At 55.0% G+C, this 17,226-nt stretch carries 18 protein-coding genes; 7 read left to right on the forward strand and 11 right to left on the reverse strand.

What is annotated here, in order from left to right:
* Positions 1-71 precede the first annotated feature (71 nt).
* The 4 genes from AACH44_RS11800 to narQ all read right to left on the reverse strand — a co-directional run bounded on the left by AACH44_RS11800 (position 72) and on the right by narQ (position 4,983).
* On the reverse strand, positions 72-1,439 hold the full coding sequence (locus AACH44_RS11800; RefSeq protein ID WP_261848374.1) for an MFS transporter: 1,368 nt from the start codon (positions 1,437-1,439) through the stop codon (positions 72-74).
* A 48-nt stretch (positions 1,440-1,487) separates the two neighbouring features.
* A complete protein-coding gene (locus tag AACH44_RS11805; protein WP_261848375.1) occupies positions 1,488-2,333 on the reverse strand; it encodes an AraC family transcriptional regulator in 846 nt (281 codons plus the stop codon).
* A 222-nt stretch (positions 2,334-2,555) separates the two neighbouring features.
* Positions 2,556-3,188 carry a nitrate/nitrite response regulator protein NarP gene (narP, locus tag AACH44_RS11810; RefSeq protein ID WP_261848376.1) on the reverse strand — a complete coding sequence of 211 codons (633 nt, stop codon included), beginning with the start codon at positions 3,186-3,188 and terminating at the stop codon, positions 2,556-2,558.
* Positions 3,189-3,264: 76 nt separating this feature from the next.
* The gene (gene narQ / locus AACH44_RS11815; protein ID WP_261848377.1) at positions 3,265-4,983 is read right to left on the reverse strand and encodes a nitrate/nitrite two-component system sensor histidine kinase NarQ; all 1,719 of its coding nucleotides are present in this window, start codon (positions 4,981-4,983) and stop codon (positions 3,265-3,267) included.
* A gap of 240 nt (positions 4,984-5,223) precedes the next feature.
* Here narQ and napF point away from each other — a divergent pair, with 240 nt between their 5' ends.
* Genes napF through napC form a run of 7 tightly spaced genes read left to right on the forward strand, consistent with a single transcriptional unit; the run spans position 5,224 to position 11,153 of the window.
* Positions 5,224-5,760: a ferredoxin-type protein NapF gene (gene napF, locus AACH44_RS11820; RefSeq protein WP_261848378.1), complete on the forward strand. Its 537-nt coding sequence runs from the start codon at positions 5,224-5,226 to the stop codon at positions 5,758-5,760.
* Positions 5,757-6,077 (forward strand): chaperone NapD, encoded by a 321-nt coding sequence (napD, locus tag AACH44_RS11825; protein WP_261848379.1) that lies wholly within the window; start codon positions 5,757-5,759, stop codon positions 6,075-6,077. The genes napF and napD overlap by 4 nt, the downstream gene beginning before the upstream one ends.
* Positions 6,074-8,560, forward strand: a complete 2,487-nt coding sequence (napA, locus tag AACH44_RS11830) for a nitrate reductase catalytic subunit NapA (RefSeq protein ID WP_261848380.1) — start codon at positions 6,074-6,076, stop codon at positions 8,558-8,560. Before napD ends, napA begins: the two co-directional genes overlap by 4 nt.
* A gap of 5 nt (positions 8,561-8,565) precedes the next feature.
* Complete coding sequence (gene napG / locus AACH44_RS11835; protein ID WP_261848381.1) at positions 8,566-9,258, forward strand: ferredoxin-type protein NapG; 693 nt, start codon at positions 8,566-8,568, stop codon at positions 9,256-9,258.
* Positions 9,245-10,108, forward strand: coding sequence for a quinol dehydrogenase ferredoxin subunit NapH (napH, locus tag AACH44_RS11840; protein WP_261848382.1), 864 nt, complete (start codon positions 9,245-9,247; stop codon positions 10,106-10,108). Before napG ends, napH begins: the two co-directional genes overlap by 14 nt.
* Positions 10,105-10,542: a nitrate reductase cytochrome c-type subunit gene (gene napB / locus AACH44_RS11845; protein ID WP_095699806.1), complete on the forward strand. Its 438-nt coding sequence runs from the start codon at positions 10,105-10,107 to the stop codon at positions 10,540-10,542. The genes napH and napB overlap by 4 nt, the downstream gene beginning before the upstream one ends.
* An 8-nt stretch (positions 10,543-10,550) precedes the next feature.
* Complete coding sequence (napC, locus tag AACH44_RS11850) at positions 10,551-11,153, forward strand: cytochrome c-type protein NapC (RefSeq protein WP_338659248.1); 603 nt, start codon at positions 10,551-10,553, stop codon at positions 11,151-11,153.
* A gap of 808 nt (positions 11,154-11,961) precedes the next feature.
* Here napC and ccmI read toward each other — a convergent pair.
* From ccmI to AACH44_RS11885, 7 genes are read right to left on the reverse strand one after another with little or no spacing between them, the layout of a single operon-like run.
* Positions 11,962-12,831: a c-type cytochrome biogenesis protein CcmI gene (ccmI, locus tag AACH44_RS11855; protein ID WP_261848384.1), complete on the reverse strand. Its 870-nt coding sequence runs from the start codon at positions 12,829-12,831 to the stop codon at positions 11,962-11,964.
* Positions 12,828-13,286 carry a cytochrome c-type biogenesis protein gene (locus AACH44_RS11860; protein ID WP_261848385.1) on the reverse strand — a complete coding sequence of 153 codons (459 nt, stop codon included), beginning with the start codon at positions 13,284-13,286 and terminating at the stop codon, positions 12,828-12,830. The genes ccmI and AACH44_RS11860 overlap by 4 nt, the downstream gene beginning before the upstream one ends.
* Entirely contained in the window at positions 13,283-13,840 is a 558-nt protein-coding gene (locus AACH44_RS11865) for a DsbE family thiol:disulfide interchange protein (RefSeq protein ID WP_261848386.1), read from the reverse strand. Before AACH44_RS11865 ends, AACH44_RS11860 begins: the two co-directional genes overlap by 4 nt.
* Positions 13,837-15,792 carry a heme lyase CcmF/NrfE family subunit gene (locus tag AACH44_RS11870; RefSeq protein WP_261848387.1) on the reverse strand — a complete coding sequence of 652 codons (1,956 nt, stop codon included), beginning with the start codon at positions 15,790-15,792 and terminating at the stop codon, positions 13,837-13,839. Before AACH44_RS11870 ends, AACH44_RS11865 begins: the two co-directional genes overlap by 4 nt.
* Complete coding sequence (ccmE, locus tag AACH44_RS11875; RefSeq protein ID WP_261848388.1) at positions 15,789-16,271, reverse strand: cytochrome c maturation protein CcmE; 483 nt, start codon at positions 16,269-16,271, stop codon at positions 15,789-15,791. The genes AACH44_RS11870 and ccmE overlap by 4 nt, the downstream gene beginning before the upstream one ends.
* Positions 16,268-16,489 carry a heme exporter protein CcmD gene (gene ccmD, locus AACH44_RS11880; RefSeq protein ID WP_261848465.1) on the reverse strand — a complete coding sequence of 74 codons (222 nt, stop codon included), beginning with the start codon at positions 16,487-16,489 and terminating at the stop codon, positions 16,268-16,270. Before ccmD ends, ccmE begins: the two co-directional genes overlap by 4 nt.
* Complete coding sequence (locus AACH44_RS11885) at positions 16,489-17,226, reverse strand: heme ABC transporter permease (protein WP_261848389.1); 738 nt, start codon at positions 17,224-17,226, stop codon at positions 16,489-16,491. Before AACH44_RS11885 ends, ccmD begins: the two co-directional genes overlap by 1 nt.

Genomic DNA, 17,226 nt, shown 5'->3' on the forward strand with positions numbered 1-17,226 from the left:
ATGCCTCATACCGTGTTCCCCTCGCGCTTTACTCGATTCTCCCCCGTTTAATGCTTGAGGACTCGGGGTATTTAGTCGCGCAGGAGCAACGCTGAAATTGACACGGTTGCGCCGAATCCAGCCATCAGCAGCCACGCCAGACTATATTGATCGGCATAAAACGCCGTTCCCGCTACCGCAACAAAGACAGAAACACCAACCGCGGCACCGATTTGGCGAGCCGTATTAATAATACCAGTGCCGGTAGCATACTGTTGCTCGGGCAGCGCAGCCGTGCCACCGGCCAGAAACCCCGTTTGCCCAATGCCCGCCCCCGCGCCAGTCAGCAGCAATCCCGGCAGATAGGCCACCAAATAGTCAGGTTCGGAGCCTAACATGGCATACCACCAGATTCCGGCAATCAGGAAAAGGAGACCGGCCAGCACGGTCAGCCGCTTGGGTGAAATATTTGTTTTTCCCGCCAACAGCGATGCCAGCACGGCAGTACCAGGACTAATACCAATGCCCGCACCAGCCACCATCGGTTCCCATTGCCACACTTGCGTGAGGTAAAGCGTGCCTCCCAGCAGCATGATCGCAAACCCCATATAAAAGCAGGCCATTCCAAACGTCGCGAACGTGAAGGCGGAAACCTGAAAAACGCGCAGATCCAACGCAGGTGACAGCACCGTTAAGCAGCGCCACACAAACAGCGTCAAAAACACTGTCGCCGCCCCAAATGCCAGCCAGAGGTTGATATGCTTAACACCCCACTCCGGCGCGTACGAAATGCCCGTGACAAGGCAACCAATCCCAGCGATCAACAGCCCAGAACCCAAAATATCAGGAAATATCCCGCCCGTGGTCGGGCTTTCAATCAGGTGCTTACTCAGCCACAGCGCCATCATGACAATAGGCAAGTTAACCAGAAAAATCAGACGCCAGTCGATCTCAACAAGCACCCCACCCAACGTCGGGCCCAGCGCGGCAGCAACCGATCCGGTTGCTGCCCAAATGCCAACCATCTGCTTGTGTCGCGCTTTAGGGTAGGCTGCAAGAAGCAAACCTAAACTGGTCGGGATCATCAAGGCCGCGCCCACCCCTTTTAACCCCCGAGCGACAATCAAAGAGACCGCATTGGGTGCAAAGGCACAGGCTACGCTGGCTACGGCGAAAATCAGCAGCCCTGCGATAAATACCCGCTTGCGCCCGTAGAGATCGGCTAACCGACCACTGGGGACGAGAAAAGCCGCAAACGCGATGGAATAAGCGGTTAGCACCCACGACATAACCTGATTTGTCGCACCGGGAAAGCTATCCCGTATTGCCGGAAAAGCCAGATTAACAACAAACAGGTCGAGCGATGACAGCACACTGCCCGCCCCGACGGCGACCATGATCCAGGGTGAAACACGGCTGGGAGTTTCTTCGGTCATTAATGTATTGCGTGGCTGGGACATATCCTCTCCAGGCATTGGTATTTCTGGAGGAAGAGTGTGATAAAGGTGTCAGGACATGTATTGGACATCTGATAAATACGCCGCACTGTACTGTGCTGGCGTAATACCAAATGTGCCTTTAAAGCGCCGAATGAGATGGCTCTGATCGGTCAGGCCGACGGATGCCGCAACATCGGCAGCACAATGGCCGGAGCGCAGAAGCTGTTTCGCGGCCTCTAATCGCACACGAGTGAGATAGGCGTGAAGAGGAAGGCCATAAGCCGCACTAAACAATTGATTCAGTCGAACCCGACTCAGCGCCGCAGCTTCGGCCAACACGGACGTCGTCAACGGCTCAGAAAAGCAGGCGTGGATAAGTTCGCGTACACGCTCAATGCGGGGTTCATTGCACACCGATTGAGGTTTTGCGGGGGTCGTTGAGTAACGCTGAAATAACGGATTTAGCGCATCAATCATGCTGACCTCACGCGCCAGCGGATCCTGCTCACTAAAAAGCACGCGATGGAGTTTTTTCAATAAAAAGACAATATCTGCATCCATGATTAACGCGCGTGTAAAACGTGTGGAGGAAGAGACGGAAACGTCATGCGCCTGAGCAAGATCGTTAATCATCCAGGGATCGATATACACCATACTATAGACGTAACCCCGTTCATCACAGGGCTTCCCGTCATGCATCTCCCCCGGATTGATGATCATCGCGCTGCCCGGAGGAGCAATGAATCCGCCCTTTTCCAACGCTACTTTTGGCGCTCCGGCATCAATCGTCCCCAAGACAAAATAGTCGTGGGAATGGCGTTCATACTGATGCTTGTTGAAGTAGGCATGCAACCCCTGCACGCCAAGTGCAGGAGCGGCAACATATTTCATCCATTCGCGCTGTTGGGATTGCATACACACCGCCCTGTCTGATCTGAAAAGCAATCTCTCCAGGCACCAGATAGGTGCCTGTGTATCATGATTATGGCGAGTTCGCTGTCTTAAAACCAGACTTCCCACATCGCCCTGACGTTGAAAGCGTCAAGACGCGTGTCATCTTTTGACTATGAGGCGATGATATCACCTCTATTCAGGTGCCCAAATATACTATGCCACCACATAACAACACGGGCGACCCTACTGGCCGCGCGTTTCCAGATAAAGCACGGTGGCAGCGACGCGAGAGCGCACGTTGAGTTTGCGCAGCATGTTGCGGATATGCACTTTTACCGTCTCTTCTGAGATATACAACACACTCGCGATTTGTTTGTTGGACAACCCTGAAGCCACTTCCTGAAGTACATCCAGCTCACGTTCCGTCAATACGCTAAAAGGCGACGGCGTTTCTTTTATGGCGATACGGTGGCGCAACACATCGCGTACTTGTTCGCTAAATGCATCACTGCTACGAATAGAATCCAATAAATGTTCCGGGGCGCTGTCTTTAAGCAGGTAGCCATCGGCGCCCGCATCCATCAGCGCATAAATATCGCTCGGCGCATCCGAAACCGTCAGTACAATCACACGAGCGCAGATCCCATCACGTCGCAGCGCGTGCAGCGTATCCAACCCACTTAACCCTTTCATGTTGAGATCGAGCAAAATGATATCGGGAGAATCTCGATTCGCGAGACTCAGCGCCTCCATACCATTGCTGGCTTCCCCAATCACGTTAAAGATGGGATCAGTTGCCAGTAACTGACGAATTCCCCGACGCATAAGCGGATGATCGTCGACGATCAACACGCGATAAGATGGTTTTTCTGACATGCCCAGCCCCAATGTAATATGGATCTATTATTTTTTATGTATAACTTTCTCTCAAGCGGCCTGTACGCCGTTCGAACTATTCAGGATAAAGCGTATTCGTATTGTCTCGTTCACGCGCGGTGGTCGACGTCGAAAAACAGACGCTCACCTGCGTTCCCCCTTCAGGATGGAGACGAATAGATAATCGTCCTCCTAAGCGTTCGGCACGTTCCTGCATAATATTTAAACCGTAATGCCCTGCGGGTTCCTCTTGATCGACAATACCGCAGCCATCATCACGAATATCAACACAATGGCTTCCGTCGGGCTGCGTACGGCAGTTGACGGTAATCGCCGCCGCCTGCGCGTGTTTAATCGCGTTCAGTACCGCTTCACGAATGATTTGCAGCAGGTGAACCTGCTGTGAGGCATCCAGCGCCTGCGTAGGGATACGGCAATCGATATGAATCGTCGCCGGGGTCTGCGCCCGTAGCGGTTCAATCATTTCCTGCATTGCCGCAGGCAAATCAGCCTGTTGCAACGTCAACCGGAACGTGCCCAGCAGTTCTCGCAGTTGGCGATAAGCATCGCTCAACGCCTGTTCAAAATCAGTGATGATCTGCCGAGCCTGCGCATTTTCTTCCGCTACCGCACGCTTTAATAACGTCATCTGGATATTCAAGTAAGACAACACCTGAGCCAGTGAGTCATGCAGTTCACGCGCGATGGTGGCGCGTTCCTCCATGAGTAACAGCTGCTGGTAATGCTTCTGCGCCTGATTAAAATAGAGGCCGCGCCCCAGCATATTGGCGACGCTTTCCATCAACTGTGCCGATGGCTGCTGCGTTGATGCCTGCCAGCGCAACTGCCCAAATTCAACCTCTTGCAAACGGATGGGCAACGCCTGCCACGCAATCTGCCCGTCCGGCTGCCCTTCACATAACAGCCAGTTCTCCCCTACCCGCATTTCCAGACAGCCCACCGTTTCATAGCGGCGAACGATTTGCAAAATCTGCTGAAAGCAATGCCTGTCGATCGTACTGACATTCATCGCCTGGGAGCAGTTGTACAGCACCTTCAGCATACGGTTCACTTCCTGCAAACGCAGCGTTTTCTGCCGAACCTTATCTTCCAGAGAGCGATAAAGTTTTTGCAATTCGTCAGTCATGCTACTGAAGGTTTGCGCCAGTAATCCCAATTCATTCGGCAGATTGACATCCAAGCGCGAATGGGTAAACCGCCCCTTCTCAATGGACGCACAGGCCGCCATCAGCTTATTCAACGGCACAACCACCTGACGACGAATGCGGCGTAGCGTAAAGAAGATCAGTATATAGATAGTGATCGAACCAATTATTGATGTTGCAACCACTATCATCATCTTGCGTTCGGAATAGTGCTGCAACGCCAGCACAAAGAGATCGATCTGCGTGACATAGCGAACAATATTATCCTGATACCACCTGCTATCCCCCACGCTAAGACGCTCGTCCATCGTTTTCCAGCTCTGCAACAACGCGGTATAACGATCGTGTACATCACGCGGCACATACCAGCGATCCAACAGGTGAAAAACCGGAGAGTCCAGCGTTTGCGCATAGAGATGGCGGTGCGCTTCTAACGCGGCGCGATCGCCCTGTAGGTCATACCCCATGCGATAACTTTGCATACGCATCGATCCGGCAACGTTGATCGCTTCCGCATCACGTAAACCACTGGCTAACGTCAGCAGCGCAATGCCCGTCGTCAGAAATGAGAGCAAGGCGATATAAAAAAATGCGCGAGCCAGACTGGTAGAAACAGGACGTTTGACCATCTCGACGACGACTCCTCTTTGGCGTCATACAGACTCTCAATAAGTAGATCAACACTTCAGCGTACTATCACGATCTCCACAAGCCGATAAGGCGCGAATCCTGCATAAGCTTGATCCGGCACCCCCATTTACCTCTAAAGGGTGATTATCGCATACACCCCAAGAGGAATAGTGTAACCCCTACAAAAACAGCGTGTTTTCTATTGGATATTGCATTGAGTGCCAGAGCGACAAACTGCCATGACTAATCTCTCCCGGCGTTCCTTACTGACTGGTGGCCTACAACGTGCAGACAACGCGTTACGTCCGCCGTGGAGCGGTGCGGAAAATCATTTCCTAAGCCAGTGCACGCGCTGCAACCTCTGCGTTGATGCCTGCGGAGCGGGAATCATCCAGCGCGGTTCCGGCGGTTTTCCCACTGTCGATTTCCAACGCGGCGCATGCACGTTCTGCTACGACTGCGCTCGCGCGTGTCCACAAGCGCTGTTCGCGGAAAGCCACACCACTCCGTGGGAATACCATCTGACGATTCAGGATGCCTGCTTATCGCGGCATCAGGTGGAATGCCGCAGCTGTCAGGATACCTGTGAAACCGGCGCGATACGGTTTCGTCCCACGATTGGACGCGTTGCCATACCGTCGATCGAGGATGACGCCTGTACCACCTGTGGTGCCTGTATCGCAGGGTGCCCCATCGGTGCCATATCGATGAAAAAAATAACAGCGGAATATCACACCGCGCCAGCGCGTCTGCCGACGCAACAGGAAAACCGATGAACACAGTCTGGCATGTTTGCAGTGTAGTGGTTCACGTCAACACGGAGCGTATGGCGGCAGTGAACGACGCATTGGAAAAATTACCCAATGTGGACGTTGCCGCCAGCGATAGCGATACCGGAAAAATGGTCGTGGTACTGGAGTCAGATTCAGAAGACACGCTATTAAAACACATAGCGTCAATACGCGAACTTGCAGGCGTATTGGCGGTTTCGCTGGTTTATCACCAGCTTGATGAACCGTCTTTTGATGAACAATCTTTTGCTTTCGATGAACAACCTCTTGATCAACAAGCTCAGGGTGAGGAAATACCATGAAACTCAGTCGACGACACTTTATGAAGGCGAACGCCGTGGCAGCGGCCGCCGCGGTCGCAGGCATCACCATCCCTATCGCGGTCCGCGCCGCGACCGAACAGTCGGACGCTATCCACTGGGATAAAGCCCCCTGCCGCTTCTGTGGCGTCGGGTGCGGGGTGCTGGTAGGGACGCAAAACGGACGCATTGTCGCCAGCCAGGGCGACCCCGAAGCGCCGGTTAACCGTGGATTAAACTGCATCAAGGGCTATTTCCTGCCAAAAATCATGTACGGGCAGGATCGCCTGACCCAACCTTTGCTGCGTATGCGTGACGGCAAATTCGATAAAGAAGGCGAATTTACCCCGATCTCTTGGGACAACGCCTTTGACATCATGGCGGAGAAATTCAAAACCGCGCTGAAGGAGAAAGGCCCGAACGCGATAGGCATGTTTGGCTCCGGGCAATCAACGATTTGGGAAGGCTATGCCTCAGCCAAACTGTTCAAAGCGGGCTTCCGTTCCAACAATATTGACCCTAATGCGCGCCACTGCATGGCATCGGCGGTCGTCGGCTTTATGCGTACCTTCGGTATGGATGAACCGATGGGCTGCTACGACGACATCGAGCAGACCGATGCGTTTGTGTTGTGGGGCTCCAACATGGCGGAGATGCATCCGATTCTCTGGTCACGTATTACCGACCGTCGCCTGTCGAACAACAACGTCACGGTCGCCGTGCTATCTACCTATCAACACCGCAGTTTTGAACTGGCAGATAACGGTATGGTGTTTACGCCGCAAACCGATCTGGCGATTCTCAACTATATCGCCAACTACATTATTCAAAATAACGCGGTCAACGAGGCGTTCTTTACCCGCCACGTGAACCTACGCAGAGGCGTGACCGATATCGGCTACGGGCTGCGTCCAACGCATCCATTGGAAAAAGCGGCAAAAAACCCCGGTTCCGATGCGTCTGAACCGATGAGTTTTGAAGAATACAAAGCCTTTGTCGCCGACTATACGCTGGAAAAAACGGTGGCGATCAGCGGCGTTCCCGCCGACCAACTGGAAGCGTTGGCAAAACTCTACGCCGATCCGAAGAAGAAAGTGATCTCCTACTGGACGATGGGTTTTAACCAGCACACACGCGGCGTTTGGGCGAACAATTTGGTTTACAACATCCATCTGCTGACAGGCAAGATCTCTCAGCCGGGCTGCGGGCCGTTCTCGTTAACTGGGCAACCGTCTGCCTGTGGCACCGCGCGTGAAGTTGGTACGTTTGCCCACCGCCTGCCTGCGGACATGGTGGTGACCAACGAGAAACACCGCGCAATGGCGGAAAAACTGTGGCAATTACCCACAGGCACCATCCCTGAAAAGATCGGTCTGCACGCCGTCGCACAAGATCGGGCGCTGAAAGACGGCACGCTGAATGCCTACTGGGTAATGTGTAACAACAACATGCAGGCTGGCCCGAACATCAATCAGGAGCGTATGCCGGGTTGGCGTGACCCGCGTAACTTCATCGTGGTTTCCGATCCCTATCCAACCGTCAGCGCCCTGGCTGCCGATTTGATTTTGCCGACTGCGATGTGGGTAGAAAAAGAAGGTGCCTACGGCAACGCCGAGCGCCGGACGCAGTTCTGGCGTCAACAGGTTAAAGCGCCGGGTGAGTCAAAATCAGATCTGTGGCAGGTCGTGAGCTTTGCCAAGCGCTTTGCCGTAGAGGACGTGTGGCCGGAAGCACTTCTGGCGCAAAAACCCGCCTATCGCGGCAAGACACTCTACGACGTGCTGTTTGCCAACGATGTCACCACACGCTTCCCGCTCAGTGAGTTAGCGGAAAATCAGTTGAACGACGAATCGCGCGAATTTGGTTTTTATTTGCAGAAAGGTCTGTTTGAAGAATACGCCGCATTTGGCCGTGGACACGGTCACGATTTGGCACCGTTCGATGCCTATCACAAGGTTCGCGGGCTACGCTGGCCAGTGGTTGACGGTAAGGAAACGCAGTGGCGCTACAGCGAAGGGAACGACCCTTACGTAAAAGCAGGAGAAGCCTACCGTTTTTACGGTAAGCCAGATGGCAAAGCGGTGATTTTCGCGCTGCCGTATGAACCTGCTGCCGAAGTACCGGATGAAGAGTACGATCTCTGGCTCTCTACCGGTCGCGTGCTGGAGCACTGGCACACCGGCAGCATGACGCGTCGTGTACCAGAATTGCACCGCGCCTTCCCCGAAGCCGTGCTGTTTATCCACCCGCAGGATGCCAAAGCACGCGATCTACGTCGCGGCGAGAAAGTCCGCATTATCTCGCGCCGTGGTGAAGTCGTCTCGATTGTTGAGACACGCGGTCGCAATAAGCCACCACGTGGGCTGGTCTATATGCCGTTCTTCGATGCCGCACAGATGACCAATGTCCTGACGCTGGATGCTACCGATCCGCTGTCGAAAGAAACGGACTTTAAGAAATGCGCCGTCAAGCTGGCTAAGGTGTAGCGCACATGGCACGCCCGGAAAATTCATCACCCGCTCGCCGTCGCTTTCTGCGTGATGCTGCTCGTGCCGTAGCGGGATTATCCGCTGCGGTGACGATACTCGGCATTCAGCAGCGGCGTGCTCAGGCTGACGGACTCAGGCTACGGCCGCCGGGTGCGCTGCCTGAAGCGGCGTTTTCCGGTGCCTGCATCCGCTGTGGCCAATGTGTTCAGGTTTGCCCCTACGATACACTGAAACTGGCGACGCTGGCCTCCGGCTCCGCAGCCGGTAGCCCTTATTTTGTCGCGCGTGATATCCCGTGTGAGATGTGCGAGGACATTCCCTGCGTGGTCGCCTGCCCCAGCGGTGCCTTACAGCCGCTGGACACGATTGATGACGCCCGCATGGGATTAGCGGTGCTGCTCGATCAGGAAAACTGCCTGAACTATCAGGGGTTACGCTGCGATGTGTGCTATCGCGTTTGCCCTCTCATCGATAGCGCCATCACGCTGGAGCCAGAGCGCAATGCCCGAACCGGAAAACACGCCCGTTTTCTGCCGACGGTACATAGCGATGTCTGTACCGGCTGTGGCAAATGTGAAAAAGCCTGCGTACTGGAGCAGCCAGCGATAAAGGTCTTGCCGCGCACGCTGGCAAAAGGCGAACTCGGGCACCACTACCGTTTCAGTTGGCTGGAGGCACGCGATGGCAAATCGTAAGCAAGACGCCGGACGAGAAGCTCGGGCGAAAAAAGGCTGGTGGCGTAGCCACCGCTGGCTGGTATTGCGTCGGCTGACACAGTCTCTGGTGCTGCTCATGTTCCTCAGCGGCCCGCTGTTAGGCTTCTGGATCCTGCGCGGTAACTACAGCGCCAGCCGCTTGCTCGACACCGTACCACTTAGCGATCCGCTGATGGTGCTGCAAAGTTTGGCTAGCGGCCATTTGCCCGCCACGCTCGCGCTGGTCGGTGCGCTGATTATTGCACTGAGCTATGCGCTAGCGGGCAAGCGCCTGTTCTGTAGCTGGGTCTGCCCCGTGAATCCGCTCACCGATTTAGCCGCCTGGCTGCGTCGCCGTTTCGGCATCACCGCCTCGGCGACGATCCCCCGCAATCTACGCTATCTGCTGCTGATCCTTATTCTGGCAGGGAGTGCACTGGCGGGCGGGCTGCTGTGGGAGTGGGTCAACCCGGTCTCACTGGCGGGGCGTGGGCTGATTTTCGGGTTTGGTGCAGGTATCTGGCTGCTGCTGGCGCTGTTTCTGTTTGATTTATTGGTCGTGGAACACGGCTGGTGCGGACACCTTTGTCCAACGGGTGCGCTGTATGGCGCGCTTGGCAGCAAAGGCGCACTGGTTGTGGATGCCACCGAGCGTGAACGCTGTACGCGCTGCATGGACTGCTTTCATGTCTGTCCAGAGCCACAGGTGCTGCGCGCGCCCTTGCTCGATAAACACAGTCCGGCACAGGTTACTGACCGAGACTGCATAACATGCGGACGCTGTATTGATGTCTGCGCTGAAGACGTTTTTAAAATAACCCTTAGATGGAAACCGGGAGCAAAGTCATGAAAAGCCTGAGAATGGGATGGTTTCGCTGGATCACCGCCCTGGCGATAATGGGCAGTGCGATAGCCACTGCACAGGTCGATTTAAGCCAATCGCCAGAAGTCGCCGCGACACAGCCGGGAAATAGCCGGATGCCGAAGCAGCAGGAGCGTATGGCGCTCAACTATGTCAACCAGCCACCGATGATCCCGCATAGCGTGGACGGTTATCAGGTCACACCAACCTTTAACCGCTGCTTACAGTGTCACGGCGTGGAGAGCTACCGTTCCACCAGCGCCCCCCGCGTCAGCCCAACCCATTTTGTCGACAGAGACGGCAAAGTGCTGAGCAATGTGGCACCCGCACGCCATTTCTGCCTGCAATGCCACGTACCGCAAGCGGACAGTTCGCCGATTACTGGTAACACGTTCACCCCTTCTAAAGGCTTTGGTCAGTGAGGTTTACTATGAAACAGCCAGGAAAAGTGGGACGGTTGTTGCGCCAGCTGTGGCAATGGTGGCGTCGCCCAAGTCGGCTGGCGTTGGGAACCTTGCTCATTATCGGCTTCGCGAGCGGTATTTTCTTTCTGGCGACGTCCCAGAAAGGGATGGAAATGAGCAACAGCGAGGCGTTCTGCATCAGTTGTCATGAAATGCGCAATACCGTCTATCAGGAATATATGGAAACCGCGCACTACAGCAACCGCAGCGGCGTGCGCGCCACCTGCCCGGATTGCCACGTTCCGCATGAGTTTGTGCCGAAAATGGTGCGTAAGATTCAGGCCAGTAAAGAGCTGTACGGCAAAATAATGGGCACCATTGATACGCCACAAAAGTTTGAAGCACACCGGCTGACGATGGCGCAAAACGAATGGCGGCGCATGAAAAATAACAATTCTCAGGAATGCCGCAACTGCCACAACGTTGACTATATGGACTTCTCAGGGCAAAAAACGGTCGCGGCGGAAAAACACAGTGAAGCGATAAAACTCGGTCAAAGCTGTATCGATTGCCACAAAGGCATCGCGCATAAATTGCCGGACATGCACGGCGTCAAAAGCGGGTTATAACCCGCCCCTCTTCGTCACACTCGGGACGGCGTATGCCGTCCTCAACACAAGCGGAAACATCCGCCCTTCCCTAGTCTGATTATCGTATTTTTGTGAATACCGTGAGGGTTTCGTGCGCAATAAGTAGTGTGATTTTGTGCAACGCATCCGACACGGCTAAAGCAGCCCTCAATACAGGCGGAAGCATCTCCCAAATGACAATCTATTAAATTCAGCCTTTGATTTTATGGAAGTTAGCTCGCGTAAAAAATCACGCTGAGGTGGACGTAGCCGCCGGATGAGCGGCATGGACGCCGCGAAAGCCTGCGCCGCGTATGGAACGCGTCGCAGGTGGTTCGAACAGCGGATACGAACGCCGAAGGCACCGCGAAGCGGCGCGATTTACCGCGAAAAGCCAGGGGTCACGGGGCGACGGCAACTGAGCCGCCCCGTGTCGGGCGCATGCGACGCGAGTTGCAGAGAATTACCCTGCTTATTGCGCACGAAATCTTCACCGTAACAACAGAAACAACAAAAGGGCAAGGTTGCTGACAAAGTCCGTTGAGCGAGAGTAACGGATAGCTCGTAAAGACGCTGTGAATACGTCCATGTACGCTCGGATTGCGCAGATATGAATCTCATCCCTGAGATTAACCCTTTCAGGGCCGTCGCAAGCGACGTTCAAAAACGTTCCTGACGTTTTTGTCCATGGCGCAAACGCTTTACTCTTCTATTTCGTTACTCCCGTTTTCATTCAGCAAATAGATTTGTCAACGGTCTGAGGGCGATATATCGCCCTTCTGCTATTGATAATGAAGATAAAAAAGGATTATTTCCCCGTGGTCGCCTGCACCGACATTGACGCTTTCGCCTGCGCCACGCTGCGCTCAATAACTGCTCGGCGCGTGTCGTTTTGCGGTAACAACTGCAACATGGCTTCCCAGGCATTAATCGCATCCTGATAGCGCTGGGCTTCATAGGCATTGAAAGCCAGCAGACTCAGCACGCGTACATTGGTCGAACCGGAATTCAATAGTTCACGCAGCATGTCTCCACCGCGCTGGCTATCTCGTGGATCAGTCGAGCGCGACAGCAGATCGGCGTAATCCAGCGCCAAATCCGTATTCTTCGGATCGAGTTGGAACGCCTTGGCAAACGCCTGCACGGACATGTCGTAGTTATTCAGCAAGCCCGCAATACGCCCCAGCATCCACCAGTCTTGTGCATTGTCTGGCTGCGCCTCCAGTTGGCTGCGCAATCCCAGACCGAGACGCGCCACCTCTTCGATCGTCAGTGGCTCCGCATCAGCATCCAACGCTCGCTTCATCAGATCCGGCGTTAATGCCACAACCTGCTGCAATTCTTGCACCCGATTAATCGCGGAGGTCTTCCAAAACACGCCGAGGCTGACAATGACCAGCAACAGCACGCCCGGCAGCAAAACCCAGCTGTTCAGCGGGCGCTGTTGTGCCTTCGCCCCGTCGGGGATATCCTGCAATAACGTATGCTGGAGCTCTTCGACCAGTTGCGCTCGTTCCTGCTCATTGGCAACATCTCCATTCAGCTCACGCAGACGATCGCGATACAGCGCCTGATTGATCGCATCGCGATCGTATTCGCCCCGTGACGACCACGGCGCAAGCAGCAGCGCGGAAAGCGCAATCAGCGATAAAACAATGAGGGTTGTCAGTAACATCATTCCGATTTCCTCTCATGTCCCAACAACGTCTGCAAACGCTTTTTATCCTGTTCGCTCATCGGTTCTTTGGCACTTTTGATGCGACGCGCGCGCCGAATGATCATCCCTATCCCCGTAAACAGAAACAGCGTGGGCAGCAGCCACAGTAAGATCGTAAAAGGCGTGATCGGCGGCTCATACGTCACAAAGTAACCGTAACGATCCACCATATAATCGACAACCTGCTCTTTCGTTTGCCCCTGCTGCATCAGTTCATACACTTTTTGCCGCATATCTGAAGCAATCATCGAATTGGAATCAGCGATACTGTTGTTCTGGCATTTCGGGCAGCGCAGTTGCATGGTTAACTCACGAAACTGTTGCTCCTGCGTGTCATTGTCAAAACGCAATACCTCGGAGGACGCCAGCACACTGAACGACAGCAGCAATGCACTAAGGAAGCCGATCATTTTCATGCGCCACCCTCCTTGCTGTATTTTTCCCACAACGGTTGCAGCGTTTCTTGCCACACCTGCATGTTGAGATCGCCCGCATGGCGGTAGCGAATGATGCCTTGTCCGTCGATCAGGAAGGTTTCCGGCGCGCCATACACGCCCAAATCCAGCCCCAGCATACCGTCGCCATCAAACAAACTCATCGCATAGGGGTTGCCCAACGTCTTCAGCCATTCGACCGCTTTGGGGCGTTCATCTTTATAATTCATGCCCACGACGCGAATCCCCTGCGCCGCCAGCGTGTTGAGAAACTGGTGCTCCGCACGGCACGTCGGGCACCACGTTGCCCAGACGTTCAGCAGCAGCGGCTTACCATCGCTCAGCTCAGATTGGTTATAAATCTTGCCCGGCTGATCCAACGATTCAAGACGAAATTCAGGGATTGGCTTGCCAATCAGAGCAGACTCTAGCCGCATGGGATCGTCGCCGCCGCTGTTGCGCACCAGTTGCCACAGCAAGGCAACAGCCAGCAGCAAAAACAGCATTAATGGGATTAACAAAACCTTACGGCTCATGATGATGTCTCCCTCACGGCGCGACGCAGACGATAGCGCGGATCAAACATGCACAGAATGCCCCCCAACGCCATCAGCCCTCCGCCATACCAAATCCAGCGGATAAAGGGTTTGTAATACAATCGTACCGCCCAGCTATCGTCATCCAACTCTTCACCCAAGGCTGCATAGAGATCGCGCGTCACACCCGCATCAATCGCCGCTTCCGTCATGATCGCGCCGCGGGTGTTATAGAAGCGCTTTTCCGCCGTCAGGATCGCCTCCGGCTTGCCATTGCGCGTGACCTCGATCGTCCCTTTCGCGCTGTGCCAGTTCGGCCCCACTACATCCTGCACGCCTTGAAATGTAAAACGGTAATCATGGATTTGTATGCTGTCGCCTGCCCGCATCCGCACATCGCGCTCAACGCTATAGTTTTGGCTGAATGCGATACCCACCACCGTCACCGCCAGCCCAATATGACCGCACACCATGCCCCACTGGCTCAGTGAAAGTGTGGTCAAACCACGCAGCAGACCATGACGTCGGGTAGCGTTGGTATGCAACTCGTACACCGTTAAGAAGAATACCCACAGCGCCATCGACAGGCCGACCACCGTCATAGCAACAAGAGAATCCTGCAACAGCCACGGAAGCAGCAGCGACAGCGCAGCCGTTACGGCCATCGCCACCAGTAACAGCTTACGCAGCTTTTGCGGCTCGTCACGCCGCCAGCGAACCAATGGCCCCACCCCCAACAACAGGGCAAAAGGTGCCATTAATAGAGTAAACATGGTGTTGAAGAACGGTGTGCCAACCGAAATGCTGCCCAACCCCAACTGCTTATGTACCAACGGCAGCAGCGTTCCCAGTAGGACAACGAGCGTGGCGGCCATCAGGATCAGGTTATTGCCGAGCAGGAAAGTCTCACGCGACCAGAGCGAATTCGTTACCCGCGCCCGTACCCGGTTGCCTTTGATGGCGAACAGCAGCAGAGAACCACCGATAACAATGACCAAAAACGCGAGAATAAACATGCCACGCGCCGGATCGGAGGCAAACGCGTGCACCGACACCAACACGCCGGAACGCACCAGAAACGTTCCCAGCAAACAGAGCGAAAACGCGCCGATGGCCAGCAGTACCGTCCAGGCCTTAAAGCTGCCACGTTTTTCGGTGACCGACAGCGAATGCAGCAGCGCGGTACCTACCAACCACGGCATCAATGAGGCGTTTTCCACCGGGTCCCAGAACCACCAGCCGCCCCAACCCAGTTCGTAATACGCCCAACCCGAACCGAGCACGATACCCAGCGTCAGAAACGACCAGGCCGCCTGTGTCCACGGCCGAGACCAACGAGCCCACGCGCTGTCCAGCCGTTCGGCCAATAGCGAGGCAACCGCAAACGCAAACGCCACGGAAAACCCGACATAACCCATGTAAAGCAGCGGCGGGTGGAAGATAAGCCCGACATCTTGCAACAGCGGATTGAGATCGCGTCCGTCAATCGGATAGTCCGGCAGCGTGCGCGTAAAAGGGTTTGACGTCAGGATGATGAACAATAAGAAACCGACATTAATCATCCCCATAACGGCTAACACGCGGGCGACGGCATCCAGCGACATCCCTCGGCTGAAGACCGCCACGGCGAAGGTCCAGCCGCTCATCAGTAACACCCAGAGCAACAACGATCCTTCATGTGCGCCCCATGCTGCCGCCACGCGATACCACACCGGCAGCGCCCGATTCGAGTTGTTGGCTACATAGAGGACAGTGAAATCATTGATCACCAGCGCATGCACCAACACGAGAAAGGAAGCCAAAATGCATGCAAACAGCGCCCAGGCAAGAGGACGTGCCAGCGCCATCAGGCGCGCATCCTGACGCGACGCGCCCCACAGTGGATACACGCTGAGCAATAGCGCCACACCCAGCGCCAGACAGAGCAGATAGTTGCCCACTTCCGGCATCATAACGGTTTACCCTCTGTCGCTGCCGCAGAGGCGTGGCCGTTCTGCCCTTCCATCGCCGCTTTGATTTCCGGTGGCGTGTAATTTTCGTCATGGCGGGCAAGCACTTCTTTCGCTGCAATATGATCGTCGCTATCCAGAATACCCTGTGCCACAACGCCTTGCCCTTCGCGGAACAGATCCGGCAACATCCCGTTATAGGTCACATCGACGGAGCCTTGTACATCATAAACGGTGAAGCGAACTTCCAGACTTTGGCTGTCGCGGCGCACGCTGCCCGGCATCACCATGCCACCAACGCGCAGGCGCTGCCCGATGGCGGGTTTTTCCTGCGTTTCATTCTTGCCATAAAGAATTTCACTGGGCGTATAAAAGAGATCGATATTTGAGCTTAACGCATAGAGCGTTAGTGCTATCGTCAACACCGTGCCGCAGACCACGGTCAGAATGGCATAGAGGCGGGTTTTACGCGGCACACTCATTGCGCCACCTCCGTTGCTGCTGGCTTACGCGCCGTATTCTTACGCTGCTCGCGCGCTTGCTGGCGGCGAATGTCGATCAATAATGCGCGGCGACTCAAGAGGGTATGACCGACCAATGCGCTCAGCGGTAACAGCGTTAGCACCACGGCCAGCCACACGTAAAAGGCATAGCCGCCCATCGCAAAGAAATCTTGCCAGCTCGTGAAGGCGATGTTCATCATGCTATTCCTCCTTTATTAAGCAGCGCAGCCACCCAAGGCGCGCGGCGCTGCTGCACCAGTATCAAATTACGCAATCGCATAAGTGACAATGTCACGAATAAATTCATAAACCCGAGCATCATAATGCGCAGCGGCAGACGCATAGCGGGATCGATGGTTTTCTGCATTTTTGTCGATCCCTGATGCAGGGTATTCCACCACTCGACCGAGAAATGGATGATGGGTAAATTCACCACGCCAACCAGCACCAGAATGGCCGCCGCACGACCGGCAAGACGGCGATCGTCAAAGGCGTTGTAGAGCGCGATGATGCCCACATACAGAAACAGCAGAACGAGTTCGGACGTCAGGCGCGCATCCCACACCCACCAGGTTCCCCACATCGGTTTCCCCCAGGTGGCGCCCGTCGTCAGCGCAATAAAGGTAAACACCGCGCCGACCGGTGCCATCGCCGCCACGGCAAGTTCTGCCGTTTTTGACTGCCGAATCATCCCGATCAGCGCAAATATCGCCATCACGGCATAGACGCCCATCGACCACACGGCCGCTGGTACATGCAGATACATGATGCGATACCCTTGCCCTTGCTGGTAATCCGCAGGCGCAAACCCAAATCCCAGCAGACAACCGCCGAGCAGCAACGCGGCGCTGATCAGGGCAACCCAGGGGATAAGCCTGCCGCAAAGGCCATAAAGGCGATCCGGCTGCGTAAGCTGATAGTTTTTTTTCAACAT

Origin of the sequence: Pectobacterium araliae (assembly GCF_037076465.1) — a bacterium.
In the GTDB taxonomy this organism is placed as follows: Bacteria; Pseudomonadota; Gammaproteobacteria; order Enterobacterales; family Enterobacteriaceae; genus Pectobacterium; species Pectobacterium araliae.

Excerpts from the sequence above, each read along its gene's own strand:
- ccmI (WP_261848384.1), bottom strand. The coding sequence starts at position 12,831 with ATGATGTTACTGACAACCCTCATTGTTTTATCGCTGATTGCGCTTTCC.
- ccmD (WP_261848465.1), bottom strand. The coding sequence starts at position 16,489 with ATGAACATCGCCTTCACGAGCTGGCAAGATTTCTTTGCGATGGGCGGC.
- napG (WP_261848381.1), top strand. The coding sequence starts at position 8,566 with ATGGCACGCCCGGAAAATTCATCACCCGCTCGCCGTCGCTTTCTGCGT.
- AACH44_RS11885 (WP_261848389.1), bottom strand. The coding sequence starts at position 17,226 with ATGTTGAAAAAAAACTATCAGCTTACGCAGCCGGATCGCCTTTATGGC.
- napD (WP_261848379.1), top strand. The coding sequence starts at position 5,757 with ATGAACACAGTCTGGCATGTTTGCAGTGTAGTGGTTCACGTCAACACG.
- AACH44_RS11870 (WP_261848387.1), bottom strand. The coding sequence starts at position 15,792 with ATGATGCCGGAAGTGGGCAACTATCTGCTCTGTCTGGCGCTGGGTGTG.
- AACH44_RS11865 (WP_261848386.1), bottom strand. The coding sequence starts at position 13,840 with ATGAGCCGTAAGGTTTTGTTAATCCCATTAATGCTGTTTTTGCTGCTG.
- ccmE (WP_261848388.1), bottom strand. The coding sequence starts at position 16,271 with ATGAGTGTGCCGCGTAAAACCCGCCTCTATGCCATTCTGACCGTGGTC.
- AACH44_RS11805 (WP_261848375.1), bottom strand. The coding sequence starts at position 2,333 with ATGCAATCCCAACAGCGCGAATGGATGAAATATGTTGCCGCTCCTGCA.
- napA (WP_261848380.1), top strand. The coding sequence starts at position 6,074 with ATGAAACTCAGTCGACGACACTTTATGAAGGCGAACGCCGTGGCAGCG.
- AACH44_RS11800 (WP_261848374.1), bottom strand. The coding sequence starts at position 1,439 with ATGTCCCAGCCACGCAATACATTAATGACCGAAGAAACTCCCAGCCGT.
- napF (WP_261848378.1), top strand. The coding sequence starts at position 5,224 with ATGACTAATCTCTCCCGGCGTTCCTTACTGACTGGTGGCCTACAACGT.
- napB (WP_095699806.1), top strand. The coding sequence starts at position 10,105 with ATGAAAAGCCTGAGAATGGGATGGTTTCGCTGGATCACCGCCCTGGCG.
- narQ (WP_261848377.1), bottom strand. The coding sequence starts at position 4,983 with ATGGTCAAACGTCCTGTTTCTACCAGTCTGGCTCGCGCATTTTTTTAT.
- narP (WP_261848376.1), bottom strand. The coding sequence starts at position 3,188 with ATGTCAGAAAAACCATCTTATCGCGTGTTGATCGTCGACGATCATCCG.
- AACH44_RS11860 (WP_261848385.1), bottom strand. The coding sequence starts at position 13,286 with ATGAAAATGATCGGCTTCCTTAGTGCATTGCTGCTGTCGTTCAGTGTG.
- napC (WP_338659248.1), top strand. The coding sequence starts at position 10,551 with ATGAAACAGCCAGGAAAAGTGGGACGGTTGTTGCGCCAGCTGTGGCAA.
- napH (WP_261848382.1), top strand. The coding sequence starts at position 9,245 with ATGGCAAATCGTAAGCAAGACGCCGGACGAGAAGCTCGGGCGAAAAAA.